Below are 13,888 nucleotides of genomic sequence, written 5' to 3' on the forward strand. Positions count from 1 at the left end.
AGATTTTCTAACCGTGGCTGTTTCCACGGTTTATTGCAAAAAAACACCTAACAAGCTGTATTATTTTAAAATTTTATAATTTTGTTTCATCACAATTTTATGTCGAGAAAGCCGATCACGGCATTTGCGGTAATACAGGGCGTATAAATCCCGTACTCTCGGCCTGCAATTCAGACTTGAAAAAAGATGTCCTGCACTCCCCTGAAAAGCAGGGCCAATTGCGGAGTTAACTCATGGTTGGATTAGTAATTGTTTCCCACAGCCAGACACTGGCGCAAGGAGTGCTGGAACTCGCCGAACAGATGACCAGAGGGTCCGTGGTCATGGAGGCTGCCGGCGGTATTGATGATCCGGACAACCCGATCGGTACGGACCCGATGAAGGTCATGGCGGCCATAGAATCCGTTGCCGCTCAATCCGAAGACGGAGTCCTGGTCATTATGGATCTCGGAAGCGCTTTGATGAGCGCCGAAACAGCTCTCGATTTTCTACCCGATGAAATCAAGGAAAAAGTGCTGCTCTGCTCCGCGCCCATAGTGGAAGGAACCATGGCGGCGGCCGTTCAGGCTTCGGTCGGGGCTTCTCTTAAAGAAGTCAGCAATGAAGCCGGTGCGGCTCTGGGGGTCAAAATACAGCAGTTGGCCCCGATTACCGGTGAAACCTTTTCATCCACTCCGGAAGCAGGACCTGCAACAGAAACCGGCGGCGAAGAATTGAGCATGGAACTGCTCATTGTCAACAAAATGGGGCTGCATGCCCGCCCGGCAGCCAATCTTGTTTCCACGGCCGGAAAATTCAAATCCGAAGTAACCGTCCGCAAGGCTGATAAAAGCGCTTCCGCCAAAAGCATAAATCAGGTTGCCCTGCTTGCCGTAAAAAATGGCGATACCATAACCGTTACCGTCTGCGGAACGGACGCGGAAGAAGCACTGGAAGCCCTGAAAGCCCTGCATGAAGATAATTTCGGCGAACGGGATGAAGATATCCTTGTCGCTCCTCAGGAAACCGCCGCTGCTCCGACCTCGGTTGTAGACGGCGTAATCACCGGGGCACCGGGATCTGCAGGCTATGCAGTCGGCCCTGCCTACGTGCATCAGGCAAGCCTCCCGGAAGTCAAGAAAGCTCAAATATCCGATACCGGGGCTGAAACGCAAAAACTGGACAGCGCCATTGCCGACGCCCTGAAAGAAATAAAGACCCTGCAAAAGGAAACGGAAAAAACGGCCGGAAAAGCCAATGCCGCAATTTTCGAAGTGCACGGGCTGATTCTCGGCGACCGGGAAATGCGAGACAGAGCCGTTGCGGAAATTGAAAAACAGAAGGTCAATGCCGAATTCGCATGGCTTGAAGTAATGAATGCAGTGGCCGACGGTTACCGCAAGCTGGATGATTCGTACATGCAGGCACGCGCTGCCGATGTGCTGGATTGCGGAGGACGGGTTTTGCGTATTCTCTGCGGCTCCGGGGATCATGGAATCGTTCTGGACAAAGAAGCCGTTATTGTGGCCCACGACCTTTCCCCTTCCGATGTTGCAGGACTGGACCTGAAAAAAGTTCTGGCCGTCATCACTGAAGTTGGCGGGGTCACTTCCCATGCCGCGATTCTTTCCCGGTCCATGGGTATTCCGGCAGTAATCGGTGCCGGAGAAGCCGCCGGACATATAAAGAACGGCAGCACCATAGCTCTTGACGGATTCAGCGGAAAAATCTGGGTTTCACCGGACCGTGCGGTACAGAAAGAATTTGCGGAAAAAAGATTTGCATGGCTTGCCGAGCGGGAGGAAGCAAAGAAGAAGGGAGCCGCCCCTGCCAAAACTCTGGAAGGGACGGAAATAATGGTCATGGGCAACATAGGCGTCCCGGCCGATGCTCCGAGAGTTCTGGAATACGGTGCGGAAGGAGTCGGACTTTTCAGGACGGAATTTCTATTCCAGGACCGCGACCAGGCTCCGGATGAAGAAGAACAGTACGCTGCATATGTAGAGGCGGCAGAAGCCATGAAGGGCAAGCCGGTTATCATCCGTACCCTTGATATAGGCGGAGACAAGCAGATAAAGTATCTGGATATGCCGATAGAGGACAACCCGTTCCTCGGCGAACGCGGAGTGCGTTTCTGCATGGCCCGCCCGGAACTGTTCAGGACCCAGATTCGTGCCCTGCTCCGCGCTGCGGCCGAGCAGAATATCTGGATAATGTTCCCAATGATCTCGGATGCACAGGAGCTTGAAGAAGTACTTCAGTTCAGGGACGGCATCAGAGATGAACTTGCAGCGGAAGGATACAGGACAGCCGAAAAAGTCAAGACCGGAATCATGATAGAAGTCCCGTCGGCAGTTGCCGTGGCAGACAAGCTAGCGGAACGCTGCGATTTTTTCAGCATCGGCACAAACGACCTGACCCAGTACGTTATGGCCGCAGATAGAGGAAACGCTTCTGTTTCAAAGCTCTGCGACAGCCTTAATCCCGCAGTGCTGCGCATGATCTCCATAACCTGCGATGCGGCGGCCAAAGCCGGAATAGAAGTCGGCATGTGCGGTGAACTGGCAGGAAACAGCAAGGCCCTGCCCCTGCTGCTGGGTCTGGGACTTGATGAACTGAGCATGAACGGCCCGGCCATTCCTGATGTTAAGGAGGCTATCCGTTCCGTCACCATGGAAGATTGCCTTAATCTGGCTGTAAAAGCCATGAAAGCAAAGTCCGGAGACGAAGTTCGCAAGCTCCTTAAATAAGAAACAAACAAGGGCCGCAGATGAATACAACTGCGGCCCAGTTACTTTAAACCTGCGGTCAGCTACCGGCCATGCATTACTGATCATTCAGCATCTAGCCGGGCTTATCCGATCAGTTCATTGAGACGGGCGCTTCCTCAGCCGGAAGTTTAATTACAAAACAGGAACCGCTTCCGGCATTGGAATGAACCTCGATTCGTCCTCGGTGCTGGTCGGTTATGATGAAATACGATACCGAAAGTCCCAGCCCGGTCCCCTTTCCGGCATCCTTTGTGGTGTAAAAAGGTTCAAAAAGACGCCTGCGGGTCTCCCGATCCATTCCCGGACCGTTATCTTCAATCTCAACAACGACCCATTTCCTGTCTTTTTTAACCCGACAGATGAAACGCGGTTCTTCATCACAGAACGTTTTATCCATCATGGCCTCTGCACCGTTTCTAAGCAGGTTCAGAAAAACCTGCTGAATTTCATTTCGGTCGCAATAAACTTCCGGGACATCAGCCGCATACTCGCGCACTATATTTATTTTCTTGAAATCATAATTACGTTTGAAGTTAAAATCATTGGCTGTGAGTTCAATTGTACTGTCGAGCAGAGCGGAAACATCATGGAGCATAAATTTATCTTCACTCTTCCGGCTGAAGCTGAGCATATTGGCAACTATTGCAGCCGCTCTGGTTCCGGCGCTGTGAATTCCGTCTATCATTTTCGGGATGTCCCTTTTTACCATGTACTCGCGGATTGCATTCAGAGAGATACCGCATTCCTCGGCAGCAGCCATGTTCTTATCCAGATCGCCGAAAATTCTTTTTTTCATATTCAGGGCATATCCCAGAACTCCGGCAAGGGGATTGTTGATCTCATGAGCCATACCTGCGGCAAGGCCGCCGACTGACATCATTTTCTCCGACTGGATCATCATCTGCTCCAGCCTTACCCGGTCCGTGACATCGTCAATTCTCAGCACGGCTCCCTCGACCCCGTTGGCAATAAGCGGATAGATGGTCATATCCTCATGCCGGGTCTCCCCTGTGGGGGTTCTCGTCTTCAGACAATCGGACTTCGCACTCCTGGTACGTATTGCTTCCCGGACGTTATCCAGCTCCAAGGTGAAACGGGGCAGCAGACTCTGCAGAGGTTTTCCCAAGGCCTCCTTGCGGGAAATGGAAGTGGCTTTTTCCGCCCCCATGTTCCACTGCGTCACCGTACAATTAGCATCCACTCCTATGAGGAGTGAAGGCATGGAATCTATGATATTGGACAACAGGTTTCTGGTTTTTGCCAATTCCGCTTCTGTCCTCTCCAGTTCATTTATGAAGCGGGCCTGCTGCATATTCTGGTAGGCTATTCCGGAAAGCTGGTTGGCAAGAGTGAATAAGACCTTGGAAATTCGCTCAAAACGCTCAAAAGGCATAGAAGTGACTTCCATAAAAGCCTCGACCGCCTCATCCTCGTCGGCACCTATTTTACGGGCGTAAACCCGAATCTTTTCTTCATCCTGATTTTCATCACGGACCTGCCCCATAAGCCAGTTGGCCACGTGATGTCCGCCCACGGATATTCCGGCTCCGGCATCCCATAGCCCACCGCTCATGCAATTCTGAATCGAAGGACCGTCCTTTTTCAGCTTTCCGAGTTTGGCATCCGATTTATAGCAATTCGCCAACCCAAGCTCGGTCTTTCTGATAATATCATTGCACAACCTGCAAAAATTACTGGGCCTGGTTATAGGACTTCCGTCCGGACGGGTAATCAATGAGCCGACACCGGTTGCTTCGGCAAACTCATCCTGTAAACGCTGAATATCGTCAAGATTGAACAAATCTTCAAAACTGAACCCGGACGAATCTTCAATGGGTTTGGTAAGGGCTGTTATGCGCTTTTCCAGCGCTTCTTCAATGTTCTTCCTTGCCGTTATATTGCGGGCCACCCCCATGATACCTAACAACTCGCCGGAAACGTTCCTCACCGGAGTCTTTATGGTTTCCACAAGACGGCTTTCTCCGGTCCTGACCATGGTGATCCATTCCTCATTGACTCGCGGACCATCGGCAGCCATTGCAAGTTTATCATTTTCACGAAAAGAGTCGGCAAGTGATTCTTCTATAAAGTCATAATCGGTCTTACCTATTATCTCCTCTTCCTTCACATCGAAAAAAGATTCGAATGCCTTATTGCACGATATATACACTCCATCCGGATCCTTGAGCCAGACAAGATCAGGAATGGCCTCTATAAGACAGCGAAAATAATCATCAGACAGCCTTGCTGTAAACATATCCGATACTCCCCGACGAGAAAGGAGGCGACAAATGGCTGCAGCTTAATCTCACTTTACTACCGACCCGATTACCAGTTGCATTGTCCCAGCATCTCTCATCATGCAAATCTTCACCGACCCTGAACGAAGAGTCTCGTTCACCACAACTCAATTCACATGGTATATCTGTCAATTCTATAGCTTTTACCCAATACATCAAAGACTGTCCATCCGAAAAAAAAGATTACACTTAACCGTTAATTCCGAGTCAGCACTCATAAAACTATCTGAATAAAAAATCACCAGCTGATTAACAAAAACGAAAAAGAATAGATTTTAAGCCGATTGCACCAACATAAAACATACAAATATGTATTTTTGCATATTATAATTGATTTCCGGACCCAACAGCCAAATACAAATTCACATATACTTCTATAAGCAACCGAGGTGAATAGTGCTTAATGTGAAAAATCTACCCATGAAGCCGAAATTGATCATAATCATGCTCATTCTTGGGCTCATACCTCTGAGTATTGTCGGCTGGCTGTCACTTGAAAAAGCAGAAACAGCCCTTACAGCCAAAACGTACTCGCAACTTGAAAGCATTCGGGACATAAAAAAAGATGGTCTTGAATTCTTTTTCAATACAATTCACGACCAGATTCAGACTTTTTCCGAAGACCGTATGATTATTGATGCGATGAGGGATTTTGATTCCGCGTTTCAGCAATTCCGAGCCGACAACAACTTCAATTCGGAAGATGTTGCCCGGATGAAAAAAGAGCTTGGCTCATACTATACCGGCGATTTTACGGCCGAGTATAAAAAACAGCATCACGGCAAGTCTCCGAACGCCATGGAGCTTCTTGCAGCGCTGGACGCTGACTCCATTGCCCTCCAGTATCAATACATAAAAGCCAACAGGAACAAGCTCGGCTCCAAACACCTGCTTGACGCTGCAGACGACCCTTCATCATACAGCAGCCTACATGCAAAATATCACCCCACGATCAGAAATTTTCTCGAAAAATTCGGTTATTACGACATTTTTCTGGTTGACGCCAAAAGCGGTGATATTGTGTACACGGTTTTCAAGGAACTGGACTTCACAACATCACTCAAAAACGGCGCGTACAGCGACACCAATCTTGGCAAGGCTTTCCGCAAGGCATGCCAGGCTCCGAAAGGAGACTATGTTTGTCTCACTGATTTCAAACCGTACACTCCTTCATACGAAGCTCCGGCCAGCTTCATCTCATCTCCGATTTATGATGGCGATGAACTGGTCGGCGTAGCTGTCTTCCAGATTCCGCTGGACCGGATAACAGCTGTAATGTCCAACCGCGCAGGTCTCGGCAAAACAGGCGAATCCTATCTTGTGGGCTCCGACAAACTCATGCGCTCGGATTCTTTCCTGACGCCGGACACCCATAGCGTGCGGGCATCATTTGAAAACCCGGACAAGGGCTCCGTGGATACCGAGGCTGTCCGCAACTCTCTGGCAGGCAAAACCGGAATCGGGGTAATCAAAGATTACAACGGAAATCTGGTGCTTTCCGCATACACTCCGATACATATAGGGGAAAAAACATGGGCCCTGCTGGTTGAAATGAACGAATCGGAAGTTCTGCAGCCGGTAATATCGCTGCGCAATTCAGTCATAACAGCAGGCGCAGTCTCAGCTCTGGTCATCGTTGTTCTCGCGCTTCTGGTGGCAATATCCCTGACCTCACCGCTTAAAAAAACGGTCACATTTGCCAAGGCCATTGCGGAAGGAGATCTGGACCGAAAACTTGATGTGGTCCAGAAAGACGAAATAGGCATACTGGCCGATGCCATGCGCCAGATACCGCAGAATATAGGACTTTTCACCAACGAAGTGGCTGAAACCTGCAGACATATTCAGGAAGGGAACCTGCGCAAAACGGGAGATACTTCCAAGTTCAACGGCGCATATGCCCAGATGCTGGCCCATATCAACACGCTGGCGGAGACCCTGCTGAGCTTTTTTGATGCCATTCCGATGCCCCTTATGAGCGTTGACAATGATCTGAACATACTCTTCATGAACAAGGCCGGCGCAAAGGCGGGGGGAAAATCCGTGCAGCAGGTTCAGGGAACCAAATGTTTTGACCATTTCAAGACTAATGACTGCAAAACACCTAATTGCGCCTGCACCAGATCCATGCAGACAAAAGAGATGTCGCACTCGGAAACACATGCCTCTCCGGCAGATTCCGAACTTGAAATCAAGTATATTGCTGTTCCCATTGTTAACGAAGACAGCCGCGCCATCGGCGCCTTCGAGGTGGTTGTAGACCAAACCGATATAGTAAATGCCAGAAAGAGAATGACCGCAGTTGCGGATCAGGCGGCCCTGATATCGCAAAGCCTGTCTTCGGCCACGGAGGAGTTATCGGCACAGGTTGAGGAATCAAGCCAGGGAGCGGCTGAACAAAGCAATATGACCACCGAAACAGCTGCCGCGATGGAAGAAATGAACGCCACGGTTCTGGAGGTTGCCAGAAATGCTGAAGAAGCTTTTGAAACTGCCGACAGCAGCCGCAGATGCTCCGATGAGGGAATGGAAATAATGGATGAGATGATAGCATCAACAGGACTGGTCCATTCTATGACGGATGGTCTCAAAGAAGGCATGTCGAAACTGGGAGTTCATGTCGACTCAATAGGCAACGTAATCAATGTGATCAACGATATTGCGGACCAGACCAACCTGCTGGCCCTCAACGCAGCCATTGAAGCAGCGAGAGCAGGCGAGGCGGGACGTGGATTTGCGGTAGTTGCGGACGAAGTCCGGAAACTGGCGGAAAAAACAATGCTTGCCACCAAAGAAGTAAGTGACGTCATAGTCGCAATTCAGGACGGCGCACGCAGAAATATCGCGGAAACCGATACGGCTGCGCAAGAAGTCTACAAAAGCTCTTCACTCGTGAAAAAAGCCTCTTCTTCACTGAATAGAATTCTTGATATGGCAACAGAAACGACCGATCAGGTCCGTGCAATTGCAACAGCGGCAGAACAGCAGTCCGCGGCATCCGACCAGATTGCAAGATCCACCGGAGAAATAAACCGCATTGCTTCGGAAACATCGGAGTCAATGTCACAGTCATCAGCAGCGCTTTCCGAAATAGCCCAGTTGGCGAGTGAACTAAACGGCTTGATTGATCAACTTCATGATTGATCTGCATTAGTGGACGCCACAAAATAAAAAATATGCGGCAAGATTATTCCTGACCTTTCGAGACTACCTGAACAACATAAGAATAGGCCCCTATCCGAGGATAGAGGCCTTTTTTAATCTCTTGCCCGGGACCGCGGGGAGGAGGCGGCCCCGGACAATATGGGAAGGAAGGAATGAAGTGGCTAGATCCCCGGAACCGGGAACCTTGAACAGAAAGCTTCTATCTCCGCTTTGGTGGAGGCGGCCAGAGATTTATCATCCGGATTGCCGAGGATACGGAGCATCCAATCGGCCAGCCTGACCATATCTTTCTCTTTCATACCGCGCGTAGTGGCCGCAGGTGTTCCGATCCTTATCCCGCTCGGCTTGAGCGGCGGATTTGGATCATCGGGAATTATCTGTTTGTTGGTAGTGATGGAGACACTGTCGAGCAGTTCCTCGGCGATTTTACCGTTAATTCCGAAGCTCTTCTCAGTATCCAAAACCATCATGTGGTTGTCGGTGCCGCCGGTGACAAGTGAGGCACCGTTCTTTACCAGCTCATCTGCGAGGGTCGAAGCGTTGAGCAGGACCTGTCTGCCGTACTCCTTGAATTCAGGCTCGGCAGCTTTCTTCAACGTCACTGCTATACCGGCTATGGTATTCATGTGCGGTCCGCCCTGCAGTCCGGGAAAGACAGCCTTGTCTATCCGGGCTGCAAACTCTTTCCGGCACAGAATCATACCGCCGCGCGGTCCGCGAAGAGACTTATGCGATGTGGTGGTAACAACGTCAAAACCGAAATCAAAAGGATTGCGGAGAACGTCCGCGGCAACAAGACCCCCGTAATGGGAAGCATCGGTCATGGTTATGGCGCCGACCTCGTCGGCAATTTTCTTGAAACGGGAGTAATCCAGATCGCGAGGATAGGAAGTGTAACCGCAAAGAATCATCTTCGGCTTTTCAGCCAAAGAGATTCTGCGCAGCTCATCAAAATCTATCGCGCCGTCGGTGGGGTCTGTTTTGTAGCGAATGAAATTGAACAGCTTGCCCATGAATGAAACGGGAGCACCATGGGTAAGGTGACCGCCATGAGAGAGGTCCATGGCGAGAATTGTATCACCCGGTTCCAGCAGGCCGAGATAAACAGCCTGGTTCATAGGAGAACCGGACAGGGGCTGAACATTTGCATGCTCGCAGCGGAAAAGACTCTTCGCACGTTCACGTGCGATGTCCTCTATGGTGTCGGTAAATTCCTGTCCGCCATAGTAACGCCTGCCGGGATAACCTTCGGAATATTTGTTTGTAAAGACGCTCCCCAAAGTACAGAGCACTTCAGGGTAGGTGTAGTTTTCGGAAGGGATAAGTTCAATACCTGCCTTCTGACGAGCTTCCTCGCCGGAAAGGGCATTAAAAACATCCTGATCATTTTTCTGGAGAAGTTCTCGATATTGCTGCATGGGCACTCCTTTAGATTGCACCTCTTTTCAGAGGAAAGGATACACGTCCGGAAAGGACGAGGCCCAGGCGAGCGGCTGGATAATAAGTTCCGTGTTTCCCTGTAGTTAATTCTACATCACATCGCCAGTAGCACGGAACACGTATTCAAAAAGCTGTTCTTTAGTTAACAACAGATCATAGGGCTGTAAACATATTTCTGCAGCCCCCTTTCAATTCAGGCCAGTATAAGTTTGTAGCGGATACGCAGAACATTGTCTTCAAAACTGCTGGAAACAATTTTGAACTCACCGATTTCACTTGAATTTTCCACATGCTCACCGATACACGGGCAGGCATCAAAATCACCTATTCTGATAACCCTGACACTAGTAACCCCTTCGGGAAGTCTGGAGAGGTTAAACAGTCTCTCCGCTTCTTCGAGACTGACTGTCTGCTCAGTAACCGCAACCCCGGAAGAAATAACCTCGTTCACAGAACGTTCAATATCCTTCACCTCGTCATCAGTAATGGCCCGGTCAAAAAGATAATCACACTTGGATTTCTTTTTATTTATATGCGCGCTGAAGCATCTTCCGCAATTGAACTTGCGGACCATAGCCTGATTGAGAATATGCTCTGCCGAATGCATCCTCGGCTGATAATCCTTTGCCATTGTATACGCCCCTTTTATAGTCTCAACGGAGAAACTGATTAAACAGTAGTGAACAAATAATACCTTTCGAACCGTAAGACAACGTTGAATATTGCCAAATAAAAAACGCGGATGCCTTCCGGCTGTCCGCGTTATCAATTCTTTCAGTATAGAACCAGTCAGGATGACCAGCGAAATACCGCCTAGCTTGAAAATCTGCGTCTTACAAAACCGACAACCCCAAGCCCTCCAAGCATCATCAACCCTGCTCCGGGAATGGGAGTCGGGGCGGTTTCGGATATACTGGTTACGGTAACTCCGTCCAGCACAACCTTGGAAAAACCATAGTTGGAGTTATAAGCAAATTCATTCAGAGTAGAGATACTGGAACCAACGGTGAGGCTGGCAAGATCGGAAGTCCAGTTCTGAAATTCAATAGTTGAATCATCCCCGCTTGTACGGGAATAAAACCCTTCCCAATAAGTCTGCAGATAGTTATCACTTTGCGTATTCATGCCGCTTAGAACTCCTGAATACAAGGAAGAGTAAATTGTCCCATACTTATCCTGTGTACCCCATGAAGCCGTAACGGAACCGGTCTGATCAGTATCAATCTTGACCACGTAGCTTAAAGTATCACCGATGGAAATACCAGCCGCACTCACCAGGCCTCCTCCATCCTCAACGGACCCGACAGTTCCGGACAAGGTCAGATAATATGACGAAGCGTTCGCCATACCTGGAACAACCAAAATAAAAAGCAGTATAAATGCAGCAAATATATTTCTCATTACCGTCTCCCCAGACTAAGAACATTTTCTGTCATTAAAAAAATAAGCCCTCGCACCATAGGCGTCAAGGATAACTTCTCCAATGTCTGTAAATAAGACGTGGTTGTTCGGATGCAGAAAACAACACACCATCAGGTACACCGGACAAAATTGCCTAAACCATATCAACCGCCAATTAATGCAACCTTGGCGCCAAAAAACTCATAAACATAAAACACGGATAGATAAGAATTGTTCGCCCTGACAACAGAACCAATAAGTCACATTTTCGTCTTCAAATCCGACAGGAGGTATAATGTACTTCTCATTATAATTCAGAGAAACAGCCTATGAAATCTTAAATTCGGTCTATTTTTGCTTGAGTTGCCACATCAACTAAATTTCCGTCTTCGATTGCCCGTTTCCGGGTAATTGATCATCCGAAACAAAAGACACAACTATTACCACCTGAAAATATCCTTCAAGTTCACACCGTTAAATAACCATGAAATCTGAAAATATGTAACAAGCCTGAATCGTAACAGTTTATTTCCCAGATTCACTGGTAATTGTAAATAATGGCACATCAACTTTCAAAGGTACAGGTTGCTTCTTGCTCAACAAATCCATACATTCATAACAAAGTTCGCCAATTTTAAAAAAATCAAATCCAACGATTGCATTTAACAAATTATCTTCGACAAGTTTTTTCATCTCATCTGTAGCCTCCCCTGTTGCACAGGCTATAAACACCCTTTCATCAGGCAGAATAGTATTATGTTCTTCCATAATTCTTCTATACCCAGAGGCATCTAATATGGGCCAGTGTCCAACAGCAATAAAAACATCCGGTTTAATCTGGTTAACAATCTTATCTAGTATAGCTAAAGTTCTATCAACACAATCTCCGGAATTAATAGGACTAAACACCGATTCAGTCCAACCATTTTCACCTTCAAGCCGCTTATCCCCAGGAAATGATGAATTACAACTTAGCTCCATTCTCACCCCGCTAACTCTTTGCAGTAAATTAGGATCATTTCGATCAGTCATTATACATACAGTTCCACCGTTTGGGTAACTTTTTTGAGCAATAGCCGCCAAGCTTCGCCCTATAGACACATTATTAGGCCCAATATATACCATTTCTGCTTCTATATCAGCTAAACTAAAAGGAGAATCAAATGTTATAATTGGCACTCTAGACTTATACCAATTAATAATTTTAGCTAATGATTTTGAATTAACAACAGACACAGCAACAGCATGCAAACGAAACCTTCGTATAGCTCTAAGAAGAGCTTTAGACTGACTTCGAGGATGGGCAGCACCTTCACTACTAATATTTATACAAGAATCACCATTACGTTTAGCAAATTTATTGCATCCATCGACAACAGATTTAAAATTATAATCGTCTCTACTTTTACCAAGTATAGCAAAAACATTTCCCTCGGCATAACATATTGCAGGGCTATAAGATAAAAGCAGCATAAAGAAAATCACAAAAAGCATCTTCAACATACTTACCTCACAGACATTATTTATCTATATTTATGCCATTAAATTTCTACTCGGCTCAACCATAAAAGTCTTCTAAAAAACATACATATATATTCACAAATAAAACAGAATGGTCTTGTTTGCTACGAATTTGAGCACGATGTGCAGTTAATTATTTGAAACGATTCTGTGGATCGAGTGGGGAATTGTTTTTTGTGCACTATTTTATATTCGGTTGATCCAAAAAAGCAGGGATAAAGTATAGAAAAAAGAAAACGATTTGACAACATACTATTATTTAGGACTAAATACAGCTAGAAATAAACAAATATGACTCTGATCTGTTAAACATATGCACAGGACAAGAATCGTGAAATATTTGTTAACCTTATTGATGACAATAATGCTACCTATAACCGGACTTTGCTCAGATGAACGAATCGAATGGTATTATGCAGACTTTCCGCCATGTACAATTGCAAGAGGAGAATCAAAAGGATCTGGTTTTGGTGATATGGTAATGAAAACTCTGCAAACAAACCTTCATGAATACGAACACACCTCATTCGAAGCCAATTTCTCCAGAATCATTAAACAGCTGGGAATTTCAAATGGTTGCTGCGTAACCTTATTAAAAACTCCTGCTCGAAAAAAAATACTCGAATTCAGCCAACCAGTTATTGTCGGTTTACCGTGCGGTGTTTGTATCCTTGAAAGTCGCCTAGCTGAGTTCAAGCCATTCATCGATAAATCCGGCTATATCTCGATAAACAGATTGTTTGAAGAATCGGACATGAAAATGGGAATTTCGTCAGGGCGGAAATATATGAAAGCCGTAGACGATATTATAACAAGGGCCCCTAACTCACCTAAAATAATAAAAAGTCATGACAAAAATGTATCTCGAGAACACATAATAGCCTTGGCTGCAGGCAGAAGGGTTGATTATGTCATTGAATATCCAGAAGTCTTGTCATGGATATCGACTCACGAAAACATAACAAACAAAATGAAGTATATCCCCATCAGAGAGGCTGACGATTATATAGTTGCATATGTGGGATGTACTAAAAATGCTTGGGGAAAACGAGTCATAAACAGGATAAATACTATCATAAACAATAAATACTTAGAAGGATGCAAGGAAAGGTATCAAGATTTTTTAGCACCAGAAGACATAAAAAGGCACAATGAATTCGCCGCTGAAGTATTTCCGGAGTAGTGTCCTGACTAAGTATCGAGCACTCACCTCAACAAAGAATCCGGTCAACCGAACTCAATACATTTAATGTTTGTAGAACAATAAGTGCATAAAAACGAAAAAGGCTTGCAACCGATTGGTTACAAGCC

8 protein-coding genes and 1 riboswitch are annotated in these 13,888 nt (G+C 46.8%); of the genes, 3 read left to right on the forward strand and 5 right to left on the reverse strand.

Features of this window, described 5'->3' with window-relative positions:
* Positions 1-233 precede the first annotated feature (233 nt).
* Positions 234-2,729 carry a phosphoenolpyruvate--protein phosphotransferase gene (gene ptsP, locus ACKU4E_RS06805; RefSeq protein WP_320170326.1) on the forward strand — a complete coding sequence of 832 codons (2,496 nt, stop codon included), beginning with the start codon at positions 234-236 and terminating at the stop codon, positions 2,727-2,729.
* Positions 2,730-2,841: 112 nt separating this feature from the next.
* Here ptsP and ACKU4E_RS06810 read toward each other — a convergent pair whose 3' ends face one another.
* Complete coding sequence (locus tag ACKU4E_RS06810) at positions 2,842-5,007, reverse strand: PocR ligand-binding domain-containing protein (protein WP_320170327.1); 2,166 nt, start codon at positions 5,005-5,007, stop codon at positions 2,842-2,844.
* 439 nt (positions 5,008-5,446) lie between these two features.
* Between ACKU4E_RS06810 and ACKU4E_RS06815 the strand changes: the two genes are divergently transcribed.
* Positions 5,447-8,194: a methyl-accepting chemotaxis protein gene (locus tag ACKU4E_RS06815; protein WP_320170328.1), complete on the forward strand. Its 2,748-nt coding sequence runs from the start codon at positions 5,447-5,449 to the stop codon at positions 8,192-8,194.
* A 182-nt stretch (positions 8,195-8,376) separates the two neighbouring features.
* On the opposite strand, the gene glyA is transcribed toward ACKU4E_RS06815, so the two are convergent.
* The 4 genes from glyA to ACKU4E_RS06835 form a co-directional block, all read right to left on the reverse strand.
* Positions 8,377-9,633 carry a serine hydroxymethyltransferase gene (glyA, locus tag ACKU4E_RS06820; protein WP_320170329.1) on the reverse strand — a complete coding sequence of 419 codons (1,257 nt, stop codon included), beginning with the start codon at positions 9,631-9,633 and terminating at the stop codon, positions 8,377-8,379.
* Between the two features lie 54 nt (positions 9,634-9,687).
* A riboswitch (ZMP/ZTP riboswitch) is annotated at positions 9,688-9,775 on the reverse strand.
* A gap of 73 nt (positions 9,776-9,848) precedes the next feature.
* Positions 9,849-10,286, reverse strand: a complete 438-nt coding sequence (locus ACKU4E_RS06825; RefSeq protein ID WP_320170330.1) for a hypothetical protein — start codon at positions 10,284-10,286, stop codon at positions 9,849-9,851.
* A 182-nt stretch (positions 10,287-10,468) separates the two neighbouring features.
* The gene (locus ACKU4E_RS06830; RefSeq protein WP_320170331.1) at positions 10,469-11,056 is read right to left on the reverse strand and encodes a VPLPA-CTERM sorting domain-containing protein; all 588 of its coding nucleotides are present in this window, start codon (positions 11,054-11,056) and stop codon (positions 10,469-10,471) included.
* Between the two features lie 525 nt (positions 11,057-11,581).
* Positions 11,582-12,559 (reverse strand): substrate-binding domain-containing protein, encoded by a 978-nt coding sequence (locus ACKU4E_RS06835; protein ID WP_320170332.1) that lies wholly within the window; start codon positions 12,557-12,559, stop codon positions 11,582-11,584.
* 349 nt (positions 12,560-12,908) lie between these two features.
* On the opposite strand from ACKU4E_RS06835, the gene ACKU4E_RS06840 reads away from it, so the two are divergent.
* Entirely contained in the window at positions 12,909-13,760 is an 852-nt protein-coding gene (locus ACKU4E_RS06840) for a TIGR02285 family protein (RefSeq protein ID WP_320170333.1), read from the forward strand.
* Positions 13,761-13,888 lie beyond the last annotated feature (128 nt).

Source organism: Maridesulfovibrio sp., from assembly GCF_963677005.1.
GTDB lineage: Bacteria > Desulfobacterota > Desulfovibrionia > Desulfovibrionales > Desulfovibrionaceae > Maridesulfovibrio.